The following is a 23,171-nucleotide window of genomic DNA, read 5'->3' on the forward strand; positions in this document are numbered from 1 at the left end:
TTGCTGGCCCACCTGCCCGACTACATGGTGCCCAACCACTGGTTGTTCCTCGACGCCATGCCGCTGAGCCCCAACGGCAAGCTCGACCGCAAGGCCCTGCCAGCGCCCGGCGTGGCCGCGGCCCAGGCTAGCTACAGCGCCGCCGAAGACCCTTTGCAGGCGCGCCTGGTGCAGGTCTGGCAGCGGGTGCTCAAGCGTGAGCAGGTGGGCATCGACGACAACTTCTTCGAGCTGGGCGGCGACTCCATCGTGTCCATCCAGCTGGTCACCCAGGCACGCCGCGACGGCCTGCACTTCACCCCCAAGGACCTGTTCAGCCACCAGACCGTGCGCACCCTGGCCCAGGTCACCCGGCTCGAAGCGGAAAAGGCGCAGGCCTCCCAGCAACCGGCCAGCGGCAGCACCCTGCTGCTGCCGATGCAACGCCAGTTCTTCGCCCAGGCCGTGCCCGAGGCGCAGCGCTGGAACCAGTCGGTGATGCTCAGTGCCCGCCAGCCGCTGGACGCCGCACGCCTGCGCCAGGCACTCGACAGCCTGGTGGCCGCCCATGACGCCCTGCGCCTGCGCTTTACCCAGGTGCAAGGTGAATGGCAGGCACACTTCGCCGAATTCGCCGCCGACAGCGACCTGCTGTGGACATTCGATGCCAGCCAGGGCGAAAGCTGGCAAGCCCTGTGCGACCGCGCCCAAGGTAGCCTCGACCTCGCTCACGGCCCATTGCTGCGAGCCGTGCACGGCGTGGTCGAGGGTGAGGAGCGGCTGTTGCTGATCGTCCACCACCTGGCGGTCGACGGCGTGTCCTGGCGCATCCTGCTGGAAGACCTGCACGGCGCCTTCACCCAGGCCGGCGAACTGCCACCGCGCAGCCTGTCGATCCAGGAGTGGGCCCTGCGCCTGCAAGCCCACGCCCAGAGCGCGGCCGGCGAGGAAGAAGCGCGCTTCTGGCTGCAACAGGGCACCGGCATCCACTGCGACCTGCCCGCCGTCGATGCCCAGGCACCGCTGCGCCTGCGCGACAGCCTCAGCGTCGCCACCCACCTGGACGCTGCCACCACCGCGCGCCTGCTGCAGGACTGCCCGGCCGCCTACCGGACCCAGGTCAACGACCTTTTGCTGGCGGCCCTGGCCCGGGTACTGCAACGCTGGACCGGCGCCCGCGACCACCTGGTGGAACTGGAAGGCCATGGCCGCGAAGCCATCGCCGAGGTCGAAGCCGACCTGACCCGCAGCGTCGGCTGGCTGACCAGCCTGTATCCGGCGCGCATCAGCGCCGGTGGCTCGCTGGCCGAGGCGATCATGCTGACCAAGGAGCAACTGCGCGCCCTGCCGGCCAAAGGTGCCTTCTTCGGCGCCCTGCGCAGCCATGCCAGCCCCACCATGCGCGAGGCCCTGGCCGCGCTGCCGGCGCCGCGCATCACCTTCAACTACCTCGGCCAGTTCGCCAGCGGCAACGACGATGCCGACGCCCTGTTCCACCCGATCCCGGCGGACAAGGGCCGCGAGCACAGTCCCGACGCGCCGCTGCAGAACTGGCTGGCGCTCAATGGCCAGGTGTACGACGGCGAGCTGCGCCTGAACTGGAGCTTCAGCCAGTTGATGTTCGATGCCGGGCAGCTGCAGCAACTGGCCGACGACTACGCCGATGAACTGCGCCAGGTGGTCGCCCTGTGCGGCCAGGGCGTGCGCCGCGCCCTGACCCCGTCGGACGTGCCGCTGGCGCACCTGACCCAGGCCCAGCTCGACCTGTTGCCGTTCCCCTGCGATCAGGTCGAGGACCTCTACCCGCTGTCCACCGTGCAGCAGGGCATGCTGTTCCACACCCAGGATGCCGGCAGCGCGGACTTCTACATCAACCAGACCAGCGTCGAGGTCGAAGGCCTGGATGCGCCACGCTTCATCGCCGCCTGGGGCCAGCTGGTGCAGCGCCACGAGATGCTGCGCAGCGCCTTCTGGCAAGCTCCGCAACTGAGCGAGCCCTTGCAGGTGGTGCTGCGCCATGGCCAGCTCGACGCCCGCGAACAGGACTGGCGCGGCCAGGCAGTGGACGCCGCGCGCCTGGCCACGGCCGCCGAAGCCGAGCGCCGTCGCCCGTTCGACCTGCTCGCCCCGCCGCTGCTGCGCCTGCTGCTGGTGCACCTGGGCGAGGATCGCCACCAGCTGATCCTCACCAGCCACCACATCCTCATGGACGGCTGGAGCCAGTCGCGCCTGCTCGGCGAGCTGTTCCAGTGCTACGCCGGCCAGCCGCTGCCGGCCCGCAGCGGCCGCTACAGCGATTACATCCGCTGGTTGCAGGCCCCCGCTCAACAGCACGGCGAAGCCTTCTGGCGCCCACGCCTGGCCGAGCTGCAAGGCCCGACCCAGCTCGCCGGTGCCGCCGGCCACCGCGCTGCGGCCGGCGAGGAAGGCCACGCTGCGCTCTACCTGCACTGGGACGAGCAACGCACCAGCTGGCTGCGCGAGCAGGCCCAGCGCCTGCGCGTCACCCCCAATACCCTGGTGCAGGCCGCCTGGCTGCTGCTGTTGCAGCGCTACACCGGCCAGCAGACCGTGTGCTTCGGTTCCACCGTATCCGGCCGCCCGCCCAGCCTGCCGGGTGCCGACAGCCTGCTGGGGCTGTTCATCAACACCCTGCCGATCATCCAGACCCCGCACCCGGCCCAACCCGTGCAGGACTGGCTGCAACAGCTGCAGGCCTTCAACGTCGAGGTGCGCGACCACGAGCACACGCCGCTGGTGGACATCCAGCGCTGGGCCGACAGCAACGGCCAGGGGCTGTTCGACAGCATCATCGTGTTCGAGAACTACCCCATCGACGAGCGTCTGCAATCGGCCGGCGCCGCCGGCCTGCGTTTCGGCGAGGCGCAGCTGCGCGATGTCACCAACTACCCGATGGACCTGGCGGTGCACCTCAACACGCGCCTGCGCATCGAGTTCCTATACCGCCTGGACCACTTCGACGCGTCCCAGGTCGAGGGCATCCGCACGCACTTCGAAGCCCTGCTCGAACGTTTGCTGAGCCACCCCGAAGCCGCCGTCGGCACCCTCGGCCTACTGGCCGATCTGGCCCCTCAAACCGTGCAAACCACTGCGCCTGGGCAACCGGACCTGACCGCGCTGATCGCCCGCCACGCCAACGAGCGCCCGCAGCAGGTCGCGCTGCGCTGCGACGGTGAACAGCTGACCTACGCGCAACTGGAACAGCAGGCCAATCGCCTGGCCTGGACCCTGATCGAGCGCGGCATCGGCCGCGAAGACCGGATCGGCATCGCCCTGGATCGCTCGGTGCGCACCATCGTCGCGTTCTACGCAGCGATGAAGGCCGGCGCCACCTATGTGCCGCTGGACATCGACTACCCGGCCGAACGCCTGCAATGGATCATCGGCGACGCCGACATGGCCCTGCTGCTGACCGACAGCGCCATCGGCGAGCGCCTGGGCGTCGACCCGGCCCGGCGCCTGGACCTCGACCGCTGCACCCTGTCACTGCACGACCATGCGCCCGCACGCGCCGCGCTGGACGACCAGCTCAGCTACATGATCTACACCTCCGGTTCCACCGGTAACCCCAAGGGCGTGGCCGTGGCCCGTGGCCCGCTGCGCATGCACTGCCAAGCGATCATCGAGCGCTACGAGATGACCCCGGCGACCCGCGAGCTGCTGTTCATGTCGTTCGCCTTCGACGGCGCCCAGGAGCGCTGGCTGTCGACCCTGATCAGCGGCGGCCAGCTGGTGATCCGCGGCAACACCCTGTGGACCCCGCAGGAAACCTGGGACGTGCTGCACGCCGAAGCCATCGGCATCGCCTGCTTCCCGCCGGCCTACCTGCAACAGCTGGCCGAATACGGCCAGAGCCAGCCCACCCCGCCACCGGTGCGCATCTACTGTTTCGGTGGCGACGCGGTGGCCGACGCCAACTTCGAGCTGGTCAAGCAGGTGCTCAAGCCGCAGTACCTCACCAACGGCTACGGCCCCACCGAGACCGTGGTCACCCCGCTGCTGTGGAAGGCGCCGCTCAGTGCCCGCTGCGAGGCGGTGTATGCGCCAATCGGCGTGGCCGTGGGCAACCGCACCCTGCATGTGCTGGACGACTGCCTCAACCCGCTGCCGGTGGGCCTGGCCGGTGAGCTGTACATCGGCGGCGAGGGCCTGGCGCGCGGTTACCACCGCCGCCCGGGGCTGAGCGCCGAGCGCTTCGTCGCCGACCCGTTCAGCGCCGATGGCGGGCGCCTGTACCGTACCGGCGACCTGGTGCGCCAGCGCGCCGACGGGGTGTTCGATTACCTCGGCCGCCTGGACAACCAGGTGAAGATCCGCGGCTTCCGCATCGAGCTGGGCGAGATCGAAGCGCGTCTGCGCGATATCCCCGGCGTGCTCGACGCCGTGGTCATCGCCCGCGACGGTGCCACCGGCAAGCAGCTGGTCGGCTACGTGGTGCGCGGTGACGGCGAACAGGCCGTGACGCCGATGCTGGAGCACCTGCGCCAGGTGCTGCCGGACTACATGGTGCCGGCCCATCTGATGCTGCTCGATGCCTTGCCGTTGACCCCCAACGGCAAGGTCGACCGCCGCGCGCTGCCCGAACCGGGCCAGGTCGAGCGCCACTACCAGGCTCCGGCGGACGACCGCCAGCGGGCCCTGGCGGCAATCTGGGCCGAGGTGCTGGGCCTGGAGCAGGTGGGCGTGAGCGACCACTTCTTCGAGCTCGGCGGCGACTCGCTGGGCGTGCTCAAGGTGCTGTCGCGCCTGCGCAACCAGCCCGAGCTGGGCCTGAACCTGAAGCTGCGCGACCTTATCGCCCGGCCAACCATCGCCGAGCTGTGCCCGCTGCCGGAACAGCAGGCGACCGCCCTCGACCCGCTGCTGCTGCTCAACCGCAAGGTCGAGCGCCAGGCGCCGCTGTTCTGCCTGCACGCAGGCTTCGGCACGGTGTTCGACTACCGCCCGCTGGCCCAGCGCCTGGACGGCGTGTGCACGGTCTACGGCCTGCAGAACCGCATGCTGCTCGACCGCCAGTGGCAGGACGAATCCCTCGAAGCGATGGCCATCGACTACGCCCAGTACATCCGCCAGAAGCAGCCGCACGGGCCGTATCGCCTGCTCGGCTGGTCGCTTGGCGGCACCCTGGCGCTGCTGGTCGCCTGCGAGCTGGAAAGCCAGGGCCAGGCAGTGGAACTGCTCGGCCTGGTCGACAGCTACCTGCCGGGTGAATCCGTCGGGGTAATCGACGAGGACTGCGGCGGCGACCTGCGCGCCTTCCTCGCGGTGGTCAGCGGCCGCCCGGCCAGCAGCCTGCCGCTGCTGTCGGCAGCCGCCAGTGCAGACAGCACCGTATTGCAGGCGCTGATCGAACAGGGCCTGGCCGGCATCGACGCCGATGGCCTGCCGTCCAGCGAGGAACTGGCGCGGACCTTTGCCGTGGCCATGACCCTCAAGGCCCTGTCGCTGCAACTGCAGGCCATGCCATCGGTGGCCGCACACCTGGACTGCTGGTGGGCCGAGGGCGTCGACCCTGCCCTGGTGAAAGGTTTCGAGGCTGGCCGCCCGGTGCGCAGCACACAGCGCCTGGCAGCGGACCACTACAGCATCGTCGGCCACACCGCCCTGCTCGACGCCCTGCGCCAGCGCCTGCAAAGCGCCGCCACGCAAACCGTCTGAGCCCCTGCCCGGCCGCCCTGCGCGGTCGGGCCCTTCTCAACCGATCGACAAGGAATACCCGAATGGCCCTGGATTGCGATCTGGAAGCGTTCCTGGAACTGGCCGAGTTCGGCCGCCTGACTGGCAAGAACCAACCCATGCACCAACTGAGCGTCGCCCAGGCACGCGCCGAATTCGAGAACGCCTCGCGCCTGCTCGATGCCGACCCGCCCGCCGACATCGAAGTGCACGAGCTGCACTTCACCCGTCGCGACGGCACGCAACAACCCGCGCGCCTCTACCGCCGCCCGGGCATCACGCCCACGGCCACGCTGTTCTACCTGCATGGTGGCGGCTACGTGGTCGGCAGCCTCGACTCCCACGACTGCGTATGCCGCCGCCTGGCATCGCTGGGCGACTACACGGTGTTCGCCCCGGAGTACCGGCTGGCGCCGGAGCACCCGTTCCCCGCCGCCGTGCACGACAGCCAGGACGCCCTCGACTGGCTGCAACGCCACGCCGCCGACCTGGGCCTGGCCGACAGCGCCCTGGTGCTGGCCGGTGACAGCGCCGGCGCGACCCTGGCCACGGTGCTGGCGATCGATGCCGCCGGGCAGGCCCAGGCCATGCCACCTAAGGCCCAACTGCTGTTCTACCCCGTGGCCGAAGCCAACACCCGGCGCGACGCGCACCAGCGTTATGGCGAAGGCTACCTGCTGGAAAGCGAAACGCTGGACTGGTTCTACGCCCATTACCAGGCCGGCACCGACTGGCGCGCCTCGCCGCTGCTGCATCCGGCGCTGCCGACCATGGCACCGGCCTACGTCAACCTGGCGCAGTTCGATCCGCTGTTCGATGAAGGGCTGGAGTATGCCGGCAGGCTCGAAGGGAGCGGGACACCGACCACGGTGCGGGTCGAGGGGGGATTGACCCATGACTTCCTGCGCATGTCGGGGATCACCGGAGCCACGGCCGAGGTCTATGGGGCGGTCGGGCGGTGGCTGGAAGAAGTGTTACGCCGCAAGGATCAGATATTGTAAAGCAGGCGATCATTTACCCATACGACGCCTTGATACGGCTCCGGGCTTTGTTGAGGGAGGCGAAAGTACGGGGGCGAACACGGCGGTTTTGATGCCCAACTCGACCTGGGCAGTGAGGCCGTCGATGCCATCGCCGAAGCAGCCATCGCCTCGCTGCACTGGGTCGGCACCTGGGCACGCACGCTCCACCTCGACATACATCAGCCTCATCACCGCAGCATCCTGCGCATTTTCGGATGCTGTGCTGAGGTAATGAAGGGTAGGAATTTTGAGTAGGAAAAATCTTCAGCTATAGGCAGCAAGACTTCGCCAGAGGGCTGAGGAACGCAAACGGCGCCCAAGAAAAAACCGGGGCAAGCCCCGGTTTCCTGGTTACGCGTTCAGCTGTCAGTACGTCGCGCGAACCGTCAGCATGAAGTTGCGCGGGTCGCCATAGGAGTTGCCATAGGTCGAGGTACCGACGGTCTGGTAGTACTTCTTGTCGAAGAGGTTGTTGCCATTGAGGGTCAGGTTCCAGTGCTCGTCGATGCGGTAGTCGACCATCGCATTGTAGATCGCGTAGCCACTCTGCTGGTACTCGAACGGCACGTTCGACTGCACCACGTTGCCAAGGCTGTCGTAGGTCGCCGCAGTGCCGCTGACCTTGGTCGCACTCTGGATGTCGACGCCGCCGCCGATACGGAAGTCGTTGAGCGCGCCTGGCAGGCGGTAGGTGGTGAACAGCTTCGCCATGTGTTTGGGCGTGATGGTGCTCAGCGCAGTGCCGGTGTCGCGGTTCTTGTTGATGTTCAGGGTATAGCTGGCCATCATCATCCAGTCCGGCAAGATCTCGCCGGAGATTTCCATGTCGATGCCCTTGCTGACGGTCTCGCCACCGTTGAGGTAGCAGCAGCTGCCACCGAACAGCACCGAACTCGACGTGTAGTTGGCATCCTGAACCGCCTGGTGCTCACGCTTGGTGTAGTACAGGGCGATACTGGTGTTGACCGCGCCGCCGAACAGTTCGCCCTTGATCCCGGTTTCGTAGGTCTTGCCGGTCATCGGGTCGAGGGTACTGCCGGACGTCGGCGGGCCGGCCAGCAGGTTCTGCTGCGGCTTGAAGATTTCGGCGTAGCTGGCATAGGCCGCCCACTCGTCGGTCAGGTCGTAGACAATGCCGCCGAACGGAGTGACCTTGGTCGGTTCACGCATGTCGACGCGCGATTGCTGGGTCCAGGTTGTACCCGTCGAGTTGGCAGTCTGGTAGGTCTGATCGAATTTGTAGCGCTGCACTCGGGCACCCAGAATCACATGCAGCGGCTCGGCCAGTTGCAGGCGCAGGCTCGAGTACAGGCCGTACTGGGTCTGGCTGTTGGGGCTGTAGTCACGGCTGAGGATTGGCCGTGCGCCTGGATCATCCCATGGCGTGGAGTTCGGGTCGAACACGTTGACCGTGCCACCGGCGGTGGTGAAACGGCCGGTGCCACGCCAGCGGCTGTCGATTTCCTGGTAGTCCGCACCGACCACCAGGCGATGATCGAGGCCGAATATGCTGAAGTCACCGGACAGGTTGGCGTCCCACAGGTTCTGCTCGCTCCATTGGGTGACGTAGGTGCCGTAGCGGGTCACGCCGGTTCCGGTAACCGGGTTGACCGAACCCAGCGTGGTGGCGTTGTTGGTGACGATGGTGTCATAGATGTTGGTGTAGCTGAGGTTGAGCTTCCAGTCGTCGTTCAGACGGTGGTCGACCTTGGCGAAGTACTCGCGGGAAAAGCCATCCGCATACGCCCAGGTGGTCGACAGCCCGGTATGGCGCGGCAGGCCCAGGTCGGCGCCATTGCTGTAGCGTGGCAGGGCCGAAGCGGTGCCCGTTTCGTGGACCTTGTTGAAGCGCAGGCCGGCGGTGAGCATGGTGTCATCGGTGACATCGGCTTCAAGCACGCCGTAGAAGAACGGCTTATCGGTGGCACGGTTGTCGACGAAGTACTGGCGGTCCTGGTAGGCCACCACCGCGCGTCCACGCAGTTTGCCGTCGAAGCCCAGCGGGCCGGTCACGTCGAGCTCGGAGCGGTAGTTGTCCCAGCTGCCAGCCGAGGCGCTGAACTTGAGCTGGTAGTGGTCCAGCGGGCGCTTGCGCACCAGGTTGATGATGCCGCCCGGGTCACCGGTGCCACCGAACAGGGCACTGGAACCGCGCAGTACCTCGACATGGTCGAATTCGGCGAGGTCATAGACGTTCGACGAGTAGAAGCTGCCGGCGGTGGTGCCCAGGGCCATCGGCGCGGCACCGTCGAGCTGGATGTTCTGGATCGCGAAACCGCGCGAATAGAAGTCCTGGATGCGGTAGGTGTTGCTCTGCGAGGTTACGCCCGGCACGGCCTTCATCGCATCGTTGATGTCGGTGAACTGGCGGTCTTCGATGACCTGGCGGGTGATCACCGACACCGACTGCGGGGTTTCCTTCAGCGAAGTCGGGCTCTTGGAGCCGACGCTGGTCAGGCCCGGGGTGTAGGAACCGGTGTTCTCGGTGGCCTGGCCCATGCCCTGGCCCATGATGGTGGTTTCGCCGATGACCAGCGCACCGGGGCTGGCTTCGGTACTGCCGGTGCTGATCAGGGTGACCGCGTCGTTTTCGATGCGGAACGTCAGCCCGGCACCGCTCAGCAGTTGCGTCAGCGCCTGGTCCGGCTCCATGGTGCCGCTGACCTTGGGTGCGCGCTTGCCGCTGACCAGGTCAGGCGAGTACAGCATCTGCAAACCGGTCTGCTGGCCGAGTTCGACCAGTGCCTGGTCCAGCGATTGCGCCGGAATGTCCACGGCGACCGGTTTGGCATAGGCCTGGGCCATGGCCAGGCTCAGCACCAGTGCCGAAGCCTTCAGGCTCCACTTCGCCGGCCCGGCGGCCAAGGCGCCCCCCTTGTTTCGCATGCGTTTCGACTTCATGTGCGCAACTGACTCCAACTGTTCTGTAAGTATTTGGGTGACGACCTCTGGGGGCCGTTTTCTTTCGGGACAACGTGGCTTCGATCACCTGCTCCGGGTGGTCATTTAGTGAGACGCACGAACGTGAAAAAAACTGATAACTTTTTTCATTTACGCTTTCACGGACAAAAAAAAGGCCGCAAAGCGGCCCCCCATTGGATGAAGCGTCAGACCGTGGCGTTGTTGGCCCTGGCCAGCATCTGCGCCTTTTCCTCCGGGCTCATGCGCTCCAGTTGGAGGCGCGCCTGGGCGATCTTCAGCAACTGTCCCTTGCTCGCCTCCGCCGCCTGCAACGCCTCGGCCAGCCCGGCCACGGTAGGGTGTTCGAACACCACTGCCGGCGCCACCTCGCAGTTGAGCAACTTGCGCAGGCCCGCCACCAGCTTGATGATCAGCAACGAATGGCCGCCTGCGGCGAAGAAGTCGGTGTGAATGCCGATGCGTTCATGCCCCAGCAGCTTCGCCATGCGCTGGGCGAGCAAGGTTTGCAAAGCATCCTGCGGTTCATCGCCGGCACTGGCCTGCTCGCTGTGCGTCGGCAACTGCGCCAGGGCGCGTCGGTCGAGCTTGCCGTTGGCCAGCAGCGGCAGGCTCGGCAGGCGCCGCACTTGCGCCGGGACCATCGCCGCCGGCAGGCATTCGGCCAGACGCGCTCGCACGCTGGCCTCGTCGAGGCCCTGGCCGGTGTAGCAGGCCAACAGTTCAAGCTGCCCCGGCTGGGTTTCGACGGTGACCACCGCGCCCTGGCCGATACCGGCGATTTCCAGCAGGCGGGCTTCCACCTCGGCCAGCTCGATGCGGAACCCGCGGATCTTCACCTGATGATCCTGGCGGCCTTGCAGCAGCACGCTGCCATCGGCCTGGTAACGCGCCAGGTCGCCGGTGCGATACAGGCGCTCGCCGGGTTTCAGCGGGTTGTCGATGAAGCGCGACTCGCCGGCATCGCCACCCAGGTAACCCCGGCACAGCTGGCGCCCGCCCAGGTAGACCTCAGCCAGCTCGCCCACTGCCGCCAGGCGACGTTCCGCGGTCAGCAGATAGATTCGGTTGCCGGCCAATACCTGGCCCAGGCTCGCCGATGGCTCACCTGCGCGCAGACGCTGGACCAGCACCCCCACCGTGGCCTCGGTCGGGCCATAGTGATTGAACACCCGCGCCTGCGGCGCCAACCGTGCAATGCGTTCGAGCAACTGCGCGCTTGGCGCTTCGCCGCCGAGCACCAGCGTGGCGGGCAGGCAGGCCTCGGCGCAGTCGAGCAGCGCGGCCAGGTGCGAGGGCACGATCTTCAGGCAATCGATGCCTTGCGTACGAATGAAGGCAGCAAAGGCCACCGGGTCCTGCATCACCGCGTCGCTGGCGACATGCAGCGTGGCACCGACCTGGACGGCGCCGAACAGGCTGGTGTGGCCCAGGTCGGCGGCCACCGTGGCGCTGAAGGCGAAGTGCTTGCAGGCGCCCAGGTCCAGGGCGTACTCGGCGGCTTCTAGGTAGCCGGCCAGCTGGCCATGCTCGATCACCACGCCCTTGGGCTCGCCGGTCGAACCCGAGGTGAACAGCACGTAGGCAGCAGTTTCGGCTTGCAGAACACAGGCCTCGAACGGCTGCGGGGCTGCTTGGGCCTCGGCAATCAACGGGCTGTCGATCTGCACCTGCACGCCGGCCAGGCGACCGACCTGTTCACGCCGCGCCAGCGGCCAGGCCGGGTCCATGGGCAGGTAGGCGGCTGCGCATTTCCAGCAGGCCAGCACCGCGGCCAGCCAGTGGGCCGAGCGCGGCAGCGCCAGGCCGACCACGCTATCGGCGCTCACGCCGCGGGCCTGCAACTGGCCGGCCAGGGCACCGGCCAGCGCATCGAGCTGCTGCCAGGTCCAGGCCTGGCCGTCATCGATGATCGCCAGTGCCTGAGGCCGCTCGCGCACCCAGCGGGCGACACGGGTGGGCAACAGCTCGGCAGCCGGCACCACGGCCCCTTGGGCATTGCCGGCGAGCAACAACTGGCGCTGTTGCTCACCGACCAGCGCCAGGCTGGCCAGCGTGGCGTCCGGCGCCTGGGCGATGCTCCCCAGCAACGTGACGTACTGCTCCAGCAGCAGCCGAGCCAGCGCCGGGCTGTGCACACCGGTCCAGTGATGCAATTGCACCTGCGCTGCAGCCGGATCGGTGTCGACCTGCAGGAGTAGCTCGGCATCGTGTTGCGGCGCTTGCAGACCGACGACCTGCCAGCCGGCCGCCATCACCGGGCGCGCGCGTGCCGTGCGGAAGGCGATCGCAGCGGGTTGCAGAGCCGGGGCAGACTCGGGGCTGAAGTACTCCTGCCAGGTGGCGTGCTGTTCCAGCTGGGTTTCCAGCGCCTGCAACCAGGCGCGCAGCGGCAATTCAGGCTGATAGTCGATCACCAGGGGCAGCTGCTTCTGGTAGACGCCAACGCTCTCGGCGAAGTAGTCGTAGTCGCGGCGGCTGTCGTGCCACCAGTTCAGCACCTGGCAAGGCTGGCCGTCGAGACGCGCCAACAACAGCCACCAGGCCGCCTGGAGCACGATTTCCTGTGGCACGCCGACGCCGGCCAGGCGCTGCAACAGCACCGGGTCCAGTGCCGTCACCGCCTGGGCGCGCTCACCCTGCAGGCCAGCCTGCGGCGCGCGGCCGGGCAACTGCTGGGCGCTGGCCGGGCGGGCGTTCAGTGCGCTCCAGTAGGCGCGCGCAGTGGCGGCGTCCTCGTCCACCAGCACCTCGTTGCGCCACTGCACGTACTGTTCGAAATCGCCCTCCTCGGCAGGCGTCAGCTGGCCGGCGCAAGCGGCCGCCAGGCTCGATGCCAGCAGCGCCAGGCCAGCCTGGTCGGCCAGCGCCGCGAGCACGCCGAGCACCAGCTGGCAGCCGCCATCGGCCTGCTCGAGCAGCAGCAGTGCCACCGGCGCATCGGCCTGCACCTGCACCACCTGTTCAAGCCAGGCGACATGACCCGCCTGATCGCCCACGTGCAGTCGGGTCAGCGGAATGTTGCCAGCGTCGGCCGCGAAGAACTGGCGCAGGCCGCGATAGCCTGCGGCACTGCCAACCCGCAAGCGCAGCGCGTCATGCTGCGCCTGCCACTGCCCCAGGGCGGCCTGCAACGACGCGTCGGCTGGCGTGGCAGGCAGTTGCAGGGTGATGAAACCGGCCACCTCGCACCAGCGCGCCGGCCCTTCGGGCAAGGCCTGGGCCTGCATTGGCAACAGCGGCAGGCCGCTCGATTCGACGGTCATGTTCATGCGTGCGCTCCTGTGCGGTCGGCGGTGAGGGTTTCGAGGGTGGCGCGGTCCATCATGTCGCCCATGGCGACGACGATCTTGCGCGGCCCCTGGAACGGGTCGCGGGCGTGGGCGGCGAGCATATTGTCGAGCAGGATCACGTCACCGGCCTGCCAGTCGAAACGCACCGCGCAGGCTTCGTAGAGCTCGCCGATCAGCGCCATGTCGGCGTCCTCGATCGGGCTGCCGTCGCCGTAGTACACCTGCCGCGGCATGCGCTCCAGGCCGTACATGGCCAGCAGGTCCTCACGCACGTCGTCGTCCAGGCAGAACACGTGGTGCAACTGCACCTGGTTGAAGAAGCTCTTCTCGCCGCTGACCGGGTGCTCGATCACCGCCGGGCATGGCGTGCGGATCTGCAGTTCGTCGTTGTCCAGCCAGCGCCACTGGATGCCGGCCGCCTGGCAACGGCGCTCGACGTCGATGCGCGACTCGGTCTTGAAGAAGTGCTGCCACGACACGTCGAGCTTGTCGGTGAAGGTGCGCACGTATAGCAGGCCCTTGTCCTCGAAGCGCTGGCGCAGCGCTGCCGGCAGGCGCTGGTACATCAGCCGGCAGTCGACCACCGGGGTGGCGCCGCCGACCGGCGACGGCAGCTCGCAGAAAAACAGCTGCTTGCGCGGCCAGCGGTCCTGGTGGGCGCTTTCGTTGTGGAACAGGATCATCTTCTGCTCCGGGTACGGTGTGGAGCGGTAGGTGTTCTTGCCGCCCTCCTTCTTCGGCAGGTCGCCGTACTGGCCGTACAGCCCTGGCTGCACCGCCTCGGCGAAGGCCTCGAAATCCTGCGGGGTCTTCAGGCCGAAGCCACGGAACAGGATGCCGCCGTGGGTCACCAGCTTGCGCTCGACCTCAGCGCGGTTGCGCACCACCCAGTCGATCAGGCTCAGGCCAGCGTCCACCGGCTCGACCAGCAGTGGGAATGCCTGACCAGGCACCATCGCCGCCTCACGTACCTGGCTGGGGGCTGGCGCCGCAGCGCCGCGCTTGAGGAAACTGCCCAGCTTGTCCTTCTTGGGGTGCCCACCCGCAGCGGGCGGCGCCGCCACGATTTCGCTGTGAACCGACATAGTGATCTCTCTGAGTGGAATGTGTGGGTTGCCCAGCACCTGATCGAGGATGTCCAGCCAGCCTCGCAGCAGGGCCTGGATCCGTTCGGCCTTGAACAACGCCGTGGCGTACTGCCAGGTGACGCGCCATCCGGCCCCGACCGGGTCGATGAACAGCGCCATGTCGAATTTCGAATAGCCGCCCGCCTGGGGCAGCACCTGCACCTGCAGGCCAGCCAGGTCGTCATGGGCCACCGGCATGTCGTTCATCACGAACAGCACCTGCACCAGCGGGTTCATCCCCGGGTGGCGCGGCGCACCGGCGGCTTCGACGATCAGGTCGAACGGCAGCGCCTGGTGCTCGCTGGCATCGAGCAGGGTGGCGCGCGTGCGCGCTAGCCAGCCGGCGAAGCCCAGTTGCTCGTCCAGCTGCGAGCGCAGCGGCAGCACGTTGACGAAGAAGCCGATCAGCGCTTCCAGGTCCGGGTGCTCGCGCCCGGCGACGTCGGCGCCGAGCAGCAGGTCGTGCTGGCCGCTGGCGCGGTGCATCAGCAGCTGGAACGCCGCCAGCAACAGCATGTAGGGCGTCACGCCCAACTGCGCGGCGCGTTCGCGCACCGCCTCGACCGTGGCCTGGGGCAGGTCGAAGCCGAGGTTCTCGCCGGCCTGGGACGCCTGCGCCGGGCGCGGCAGGTCGGTGGGCAAGGCCAGCCGCCCGCTGCTGCCATGCAGGGTGTCGCGCCACCATTGCGCCGGAGCCTGCAGCAACCCCGCGCGTTCGCGCTCAGCCTGCCACACGGCGTAGTCCGAGTACTGCAACGGCAAAGCTGCCAGGGCCGGTGCCTGGCCCTGGGCGAAGGCGCTGTAGCTGGCGATCAGCTCGTTGACCATCAGCGCCATCGACCAACCGTCGGAGATGATGTGGTGCATGTTAAGCAGCAGCACATGGGCCTCGCCGGACAGCCGCAGCAGGCGAGAGCGCAGCATCGGCGCCTGGTCCAGGGCCACCGGCTCGCGCACGTTGGCCGCCTGCGCTTCGAGCACTCGCAGTTGCTGGTCGGCTGCACCCAGCGTGCTCAGGTCATCGAACGGCAGGTCGATGACCACCTCGGCTTGGATCAGCAGCAGCGGCTCGCCGTCGTCATCGCAATCCACCGCACTGCGCAGTACTTCGTGGCGCTGTACCAGCGCCTGCAATGCCTGCTGCAGGCAATCGGGCCGCAGCGGACCCTCCAGACGCAGGCCCAGCGGCATGCCATAGGCGCCGCTGCCCTGGGCGAACTGCTCGGCGATCCACAGCCGGCGCTGGGCCAGAGACAGCGGCGCTTCGCGCTTGGCACCCAGGGCACGCAGCTGTGGCCCCTGGGCCGCATCAGGTTGCAACTGGCCCAGGCGCGCGGCGAAGTCGCACAGCCGCGGGTGGCTGAACAGGTCACGCACGCCAATGCCGGCATGGCCGTCGCGGTTCAGCCGTGCTACCACCTGGGTGGCCAGCAGGGAGTGGCCACCGGCTTCGAAGAAGTGTTCGAAGCGGCTGACTTCGGCCAGGCCCAGCACCTCGGCCCAGGCTGCGGCGACCTGGTTTTCCAGCTCACCCTGCGGCGCCCTGAAGGCCACCGCCGCGTCGTCCTCGATCAGTGGCAGGGCCTTGCGGTCGACCTTGCCGTTGGGGTTCAGCGGCAGGCGCTCGAGCAGTTGCAGGCGCGACGGCACCATGTAGGCCGGCAGGCTGGCGCGCAGGTCGTCGAGGATACGCTGGCGCAAGTGAGCATTGCCCTCGCCACCCTCGGCCGGTACCAGCCAGGCTGCCAGGTGCAGGTCGGCGCCCTGCCCGCGCGGCATCACCACTGCCTCGCGCACATCGGCACGGGCCAGCAGCACCGCCTCGACTTCCCCCGGCTCGACGCGGAAACCGCGGATCTTCACCTGGTGATCGAGGCGGCCGAGGAACTCCAGTTCGCCGTTGGCCTGCTGACGCACCAGGTCGCCACTGCGGTACAGGCGCCCACCGCCGGCCGGGTCGAACGGGTCCGGTACGAACCGCTCGGCGGTGAGGGCCGCCTGGCCGAAGTAGCCGCGCGCCAGGCATGGCCCGCCGATGTACAGCTCACCGGCACTGCCGGCATCCAGCAGTTGCAGTGCTGGGTCCAGCAGGTAGGCGCTGCGCCCGCGCACCGGGGTGCCGATCGGCGCGTAGCCGGTGTCGATGCGGGTGTGCGCGTCGGCCTGCCACAGCAGCGGCGTGATCACGGTCTCGGTCGGGCCATAGCCATTGACCATGCGCTGTGGGCGCAACTGCGCCTGGATCTGCTCGAAACCTTCACGCGGCAGTGCCTCGCCGGCCACGTTCAGGCAGCGCACCGGTAGCTGGCGGCCTTCCTGGCGTGCCCAGGCCGCTAGCTGGCAGGCGTACTGGGTGGGGAAGTAGACCACGCTGGCGCGTTCGCGCTCGATCACCTCGAAGGCCTGGGCCGCAGTCCAGATCTCGTCGCCGCGCAGGATGCAGCAGGCGCCCTGGCTCAGCGGCAACAGCCACTGCTCGGTGCCCCAGTCGAAGTTGATCGAGGCAAAGTGCACGAAGCGGTCCGCAGGCGTGACCTGGTACTCGGCGACCATGGTCGCCAGGTGCGCGGCGATGGCGCCGTGGGTCAGCGCCACACCCTTGGGCCGACCGGTGGAGCCAGAGGTGTAGATCAGCGCCAGCAGGTTGTCGGCACCGGCGCGCGGCGCGGGGTTGGCCGCCAGTGGTGCCGGTGCCTCGTCCAGCCACAGCCATTCGGCCGCGCCCTCGAGCTGCAAGGGCTGCGCCGCCGCGCGGGTGCCGAGCACCAGGGTGAGCGCGCTGTCGTCGAGGATCTCCTGCAGGCGCTGGCGCGGGTACTGCGGGTCGAGGGGCACGTAGCCGGCGCCGGCCTTGAGGATCGCCAGCAGGCCGACCACCATGGCCAGGCCGCGTTCGCTGCACAGCCCGACCAGGGTGTCGGGGCCGGCGCCCCTGGCGATCAGCTGCTGCGCCCAGGCGTTGGCCAGGCCGTTTAGCTGGCCGTAATCCAGCGAGCCCTCTTCGGCAACCAGGGCGGTGGCGCCCGGGTTGCGCGCCGCCTGGGCTTCGATCAGCTGGTGCACGGCCAGGGCCGGCACGCTGGCCTCCAGCGCCTGCCACTGCTGCTGGCAACGCTGGCGGGTGACGGCATCGAGCAGGCCCAGGTCACCCAGGCAGGGGTTGCCGTCGGCGGCGATGGCCAGCAGCAACTGGCCGAACTGCGCGGCCAGGCGCTGCACGTCGGCAGCAGCGAACGCGTCGTTGCGGAAGCGGTAATCCACCTGCAGCGCCTCGCCCAGGCCGACCGACAGGGTCAGGGCATAGTGCGGCTGCTCGTGGCTGACCGGCGTGCCGAACCGTGGCCCCTCGCCCGCACCCTGCAGCACTTCGGCCACCGGGTAGTTCTCGAACGCCAGCAGGGTGTCGAACAGCCCCTCGCCGGCGCGCCCTGCCCAGCGCTGGATGTCCGCCAACGGCGTGTACTCGTGTTCGCGGATCGCCAGGTTGCCGGCCTGCAGTTGTTGCAGCCAGTCGTCCAGGCGCTGGTCCTGGCGCGGCGCGGCGACCACCGGCACGGTGTTGATGAACAGCCCCAGCTGCGCCTCGATGCCCGGCAGCTGCGCAGGCCGCCCGGAAACCGAAGCGCCGACGCACACCGCATCCTGGCGGCAGTGGCGTTGCAGCAACAGCAGCCAGGCGGCCTGCACCAGGGTGTTGACGGTGACCTTGCGCGCCCGCGCTGCAGCCTTGACCTGTGCCGATGCCTCGGCACCGAGGCGCTGATGATGCAGGCCGTGGCCGTGGCTGTCGGCGCCACGGCGCTTGCTGGCAAGCAGGGTCGGCTCCTGCAACCCGGCCAGTTGCGCCTGCCAGAACGCCTGGTCCTGCTGGCGGTCGCGGGTGCCCAGCCAGGCCAGGTAGTCGCGTGGGTGCGTGGCTGCCGGGTGTGGGGCCTGGCCACGGTAGCGCTGCAACACCTCGCCGAGCAGCTGGGCATGGCTCCAGCCATCGAGCAGCAGGTGGTGATGGGTGTAGACCAGGTGCCAGCGCTGCTCGCCCAGGCGCACCAGGGCCAGGCTCAGCAACGGCGCGCGGTCGGTGGCAGACAGGGCCAGGCGCTGCTGTTCGGCCAGTGCTTGCAGGCGGGCATCCACACCGGCCTGGTCACGCCAGTCGAGTTGCTCGCACGGTACCGGCAACTGGCGGTAAATCACTTGTACCGGTTGCTCGGCAGCGGCCGGCCAGTGGAAGCTGGCGCGCAGGCCAGGGTGGGCGTCGACGGCGCCTTGCCAGGCGGCGATGAAGCGCTGTGGCTCCAGCGCGTCGATGTCCAGACGCAGCTGGTTGATGTAGTCCCCTGCCTCGGCGGCGTGCAGGCAATGGAACAGCAGCCCTTGTTGCAGCGGCGACAGCGGCAGGATGTCTTCGACCTGGCCGAGCGCGACCGGCAGAGCCACGAGGCCGTCGCGGTCGAGGCCGCTGAGCGGGAAGTCCGATGGCGTGGCGCTGGCGATGCCTGGTTGCAGGCAATGGGCGACCAGCGCACGCAGTTGAGCGGCGAAATCGGCGGCGAGCGCGTCGATGGTGGCGGTGTCATACATCGACTGGCTGAAGCCGAAGCTGATGCCCAGTTCACCCTGGTAGACCTGCCCTTCCACGCTCAGCCAGTTGGCCAGCGGCGCCTCGCCGTCCTGGCCCTGCCCGGCCCCTTGCGGGTCCGGCTGCCACAAGGCGCCGGCGTCGAACTGGCTGTCGAACTGCCCCAGGTAATTGAAGGTCACCCGCGGCTGCGCCAGGCCTGCCAACTGCTCGCGCTGCACCGGCGTACCCAGGTAGCGCAGCACGCTGTAGCCCAGGCCACGGGCCGGCACGCCGCGCAGTTGCTCCTTGACTGCGGCGATGCAGGCACCGGGCTCGGACTGCGGGCGCAGGGCGACCGGGTACATGCTGGTGAACCAGCCGACGGTGCGGGTCAGGTCGATGTCGTCGAACAGCTCCTCGCGGCCATGGCCTTCGAGCTGCACCAGCACCTGCTGGTGCCCGCTCCAGTTGCACAAGGCGCGTGACAGGGCGGCCAGCAGCAGGTCGTTGACCTGGCTGCGGTAGGCGCCTGGCGCCTGTTGCAGCAGGGCCTGGGTGAAGGCCGGCTCGAAACTGACACGGACCTTGCGCTCGTCGGCCACGCGGGTGTGCTCGACGGCGCGGTCGCGTGGCAGCTCGGCCGTAGCGCCCTGGGCCAGCCAGTGCTCGAGCTGTCCGGTGCACGCTTCGGCATGCCCGGCCAGCCGCTCGGCCCAGGCCTGGTAGCTGCTGGTACGGGCCGGCAGCGGCTGGCCGAGGCAGGCGTGCTGCAGGTCTTCAAGCAGGATGCGCCAGGACACGCCGTCGACCACCAAGTGGTGGATCACCAGCAACAGGCGCTGGCTGCCATCGGCCATGCTCACCAGCACCGCACGCAGCAGCGGGCCTTGCGCCAGTTGCAGGCTGCGCTGCGCTTCGTCGCAGAGTGCCGCCAGGGCTTGCGGGCCGCTGGCCTCGCGCTGCCACAGCAGCGCGCTGGCCTGGTCGACCGGCGCATGGGCTTGCTGCCACTGGCCGTCAGCCTCGGTGAAACGCAGGCGCAGGGCATCGTGCTGGGCCAGCACCTGGGCCAGGGCCTGCTCCAGTTGAGCGACCTGCAATGGCTCACGGGGGATCAACAGCAGCGCCTGGTTCCAATGCGCGCGCACCGGTATCGGCGTGTCGAAGAACTGCAACTGCACCGGAGTCAGGCGCGCCTCGCCCTCGGCCGGGCGCTGGTCGATCTGCACACTGGCGGTGGTACGTGCCGCCTGGGCCAGGGCGCGCAGGGTCTGGTGCTGGAACAGGTCGCGTGGGCTCAGCGCCAGCCCGGCCTGGCGGGCCCGGCTGACGGCCTGGATGGCGATGATCGAGTCGCCTCCCAGCTCGAAAAAGTTGTCATCCAGGCCGACCTGCCCGGCCCCCAGCACCTCGCACCAGACTTGCGCGAGGATGCGCTCGGCCTCGCTCTGCGGGGCGACATAAGCGCCCTGGGCGCTGGCCTCGGGCTGCGGCAGGGCCTTGCGGTCGAGCTTGCCGTTGGGGGTCAGCGGCAGGCTGGCCAGGCTTGTCAGGTGGCTGGGCACCATGAACTCGGGCAGGGTCTGCAGCAGCCAGTCCTTGAGCTGTGCGCGCCAGCCTTCGGGCTCGGCGTTGAGCACCAGGTAGGCCACCAGCTGACGGCCGTCCAGCGCCAGCACCACGGCCTCGCGCACCATCCTGTGCTCGGCCAGGCGCGCCTCGATCTCGCCCAGTTCGATGCGCAGGCCACGGATCTTCACCTGGTGGTCGAAGCGCCCGAGGTATTCGATCACCCCGTCGGTACGCTGGCGCACCCGGTCGCCAGTGCGGTACAGGCGCTCGCCGGCGCCGAACGGGTCGGCGACGAAGCGCTCGGCGGTCAGCCCCGGGCGGCGGTGGTAGCCACGGGCCAGGCCGATACCGCCGAGGTACAGCTCGCCAGACACACCCGGCGCCACCGGCTCCAGGCCTGCGTCGAGCACGTAGGTGCGGATGTTGGCGATCGGCTGGCCGATCGGCACGCTGTCCCGACCCTCTTCCACGCAGGTCCAGTGGGTGACGTCGATGGCCGCCTCGGTCGGGCCATAGAGGTTGTACAGGCCAGCCGCCGGCAAGCGGGCGAACACCTGGCGCTGGGCGTCCACAGGCAGCGCTTCGCCACTGCAGACGATACGCTGCAGGCTTCGGCAGGCCTCGACGCCCGGCTCATGGATGAAGGCCTGGAGCATCGACGGCACGAAATGCAGCGTGCTGACCTGGTAGCGCTCGATGGTGGCGATCAGGCGCTGCGGGTCGCGGTGCTCGCCCGGCGCCGCCACCGCCAGGCGAGCACCGGTGATCAGTGGCCAGAAGAACTCCCACACCGACACGTCGAAGCTGAACGGGGTCTTCTGCAGCACCGTGTCGTCAGCACCGATGCGGTACGCCTGCTGCATCCAGCACAGGCGGTTGGTCAGGGCCTGGTGGCTGTTGCCGGCGCCCTTGGGGCGGCCGGTGGAGCCGGAGGTGTAGATGACGTAGGCCAGTTGGGACGGCGCAGCGACTACCCCGGGCGAGGTGGCGGGCAGGTGTTCGAGGTCGAGGCTGTCGAGCGCCAGGCACTGCACGCCGGCCGGCAGTGGCAGGCAGGCGAGCAGTGCTTGCTGGGTCAGCAGCAGGCGGATGCCGCTGTCCTCGATCATGTAGGCCAGGCGTTCCTCAGGGTATTCCGGGTCCAGTGGCACATAGGCGCCGCCGGCCTTGAGGATGGCCAACAGGGCGACGACCATCTCGACGCTGCGCATGGCGGCGACGCCGACCAGGCTGTCGGAGCCCACGCCTTGGCCGATCAGGTAATGGGCCAGGCGATTGGCCCGGGCGTCCAGCTCGGCATAGCTCAGGCTGATATCGTCGAACAGCAGCGCCGTGGCCTGCGGGGTGCGCTGCACCTGGGCCTCGAACTGCTGTTGCACGGTCTGTTCGAGCGGGTAGTCGGTGGCCGTGGCGTTCCAGCCGTCCAGCACGGTATGGCGAGTCGCTGCATCGAGCATCGGCAGTTGCCACAGCGGGCGCTCGGGCTGGGTGACCAGGCCACGCAGCAAGGTCAGCCAGTGTTCGGCCAGGCGCGCGATGGTGGCGGCGTCGAACAGGTCGCTGGCATAGGTGAAAGCGGCACGCAGCACACCGCCCTGCTCGTAGGTGTCGAGGCTGAGGTCGAACTGGGTGGTGCGGCTGCGCCACTCCAGCGCAGACAGCTCCAGGCCCGAGGCCAGGGTTACCGCCGCCAGGTCGGCGACCTGCGGCTGGTGGTTGTACATCACCTGGAACAGCGGTGCGTGGCTGAGGTTGCGCTCCACCTTGAGTGCATCGACCAGGCGCTCGAACGGCAGGTCCTGGTGAGCCTGGGCGCCCAGCACGGTGTGCCGCACGGCCTGCAGGTACGCCAGCGCGTCGCTCTGGGCATCCGGTTGCAGGCGCAGCACCTGGGTGTTGACGAACAGGCCGATCAGGCCTTCGACCTCGGCCCGGTTGCGATTGGCCACCGGGCTGCCGATGCGCAGGTCGGCCTGGCCGGTGTAGCGCTGCAACAGCACACCGAAGGCGCCGAGCAACACCATGAACAATGTCAGGTTGTGGCCGGCGGCGAAGCTGCGCAGTTGCTGGGCCAGTTCGGTGTCCAGCTGCAGTTCCTGGCGGCTGCCCTGGAAGCTGGGGGTGGCCGGGCGCGGGTGATCCAGCGGCAACTCCAGCACCGGCTGCTCCTCGCCCAGGGTGGCCTGCCAGTATGCCAGCTGGCGCTCCAGCTCGCCGGCTTCGAGCCAGCGTCGCTGCCACAGGGCGTAATCAACGTACTGGATCGGCAGCGCTGGCAGCTGCGGTTGCGCGCCGCCGGCGAAGGCGTCGTAGCAGCGGCTGAACTCGTCGATCAGCACGTTCATCGACCAACCGTCGGAGACGATATGGTGCAGGGTCAGCAGCAGCACGTGCTCCTGTTCGGCCAGTTGCAGCAGACGAATGCGCAGCAGCGGGCCGTGCTCCAGGTCGAACGGCTGCAACGATTGCGCCTCGACCTCGGCCTGTACCCGCGCCTCGCGGGCTGGCGCGTCGAGGGCACGCAGGTCCAGGCGCTGGATGTCCGGCGCGGCCGGGCGATGCACCTGAAGCAGGCGCTCGTCGGCCTGGGGCTGGAACACGCAGGCCAGGCTCTGATGGCGCGCCAGCAGGCAGGCGAAGGCCTGTTGCAGGGCTGCCTCGTCCAGGGCGCCCTTGAGCCTTACCGCGCCCGGCAGGTTGTAGGCGCCGCCCTGCGGATCCAGCTGCCACAGCACCCACATGCGCTGCTGGGCGTAGGACGGCGCCAGGCGGTCGTCGGCCGCCACCCCGGCAGGGATCGGGAACTGGGAAAAGTCGATGCCTTCCCGGGCCAGGGTTTCAAGGAACAGGCGGCGCTTGTCCAGCGGCAATTCGATGAAACGGCGGGCCAGTTGCAGGGACTTTTCGGGATTCATCAGCTTGCTTTCCGTACGAGTGAGGTGCCACGGGCAGTGCCCGGCTATCCCTACGAAACGGATGCAACCCGGAAAAAATTAACCGT

Annotated in this window: 4 protein-coding genes and 1 pseudogene; 2 read left to right on the forward strand and 3 right to left on the reverse strand. The window is 68.6% G+C overall.

Annotation, left to right across the window (positions count from 1 at the left end; translation table 11 throughout):
- On the forward strand, positions 1-5,658 hold a 5,658-nt coding region (locus ACIP21_RS22460), incomplete at its 5' end, for an amino acid adenylation domain-containing protein (protein ID WP_400692257.1).
- Positions 5,659-5,720: 62 nt separating this feature from the next.
- Entirely contained in the window at positions 5,721-6,677 is a 957-nt protein-coding gene (locus ACIP21_RS22465; protein ID WP_400692260.1) for an alpha/beta hydrolase, read from the forward strand.
- Positions 6,678-7,064: 387 nt separating this feature from the next.
- Here the strand turns inward: ACIP21_RS22465 and ACIP21_RS22470 are convergent, their stop codons facing one another.
- From ACIP21_RS22470 to ACIP21_RS22480, 3 genes and pseudogenes are all read right to left on the reverse strand, one after another.
- On the reverse strand, positions 7,065-9,584 hold the full coding sequence (locus ACIP21_RS22470; RefSeq protein WP_400692263.1) for a TonB-dependent siderophore receptor: 2,520 nt from the start codon (positions 9,582-9,584) through the stop codon (positions 7,065-7,067).
- Positions 9,585-9,805: 221 nt separating this feature from the next.
- Positions 9,806-12,889 carry an AMP-binding protein gene (locus ACIP21_RS22475; protein WP_400692266.1) on the reverse strand — a complete coding sequence of 1,028 codons (3,084 nt, stop codon included), beginning with the start codon at positions 12,887-12,889 and terminating at the stop codon, positions 9,806-9,808.
- A pseudogene (locus tag ACIP21_RS22480) lies at positions 12,886-23,085 on the reverse strand (amino acid adenylation domain-containing protein); the annotation flags it as partial. The pseudogene ACIP21_RS22480 and the gene ACIP21_RS22475, both read right to left, overlap by 4 nt.
- Between the last annotated feature and the right edge of the window lie 86 nt (positions 23,086-23,171).

Source organism: Pseudomonas sp. NPDC089401, from assembly GCF_044749485.1.
GTDB lineage: Bacteria > Pseudomonadota > Gammaproteobacteria > Pseudomonadales > Pseudomonadaceae > Aquipseudomonas.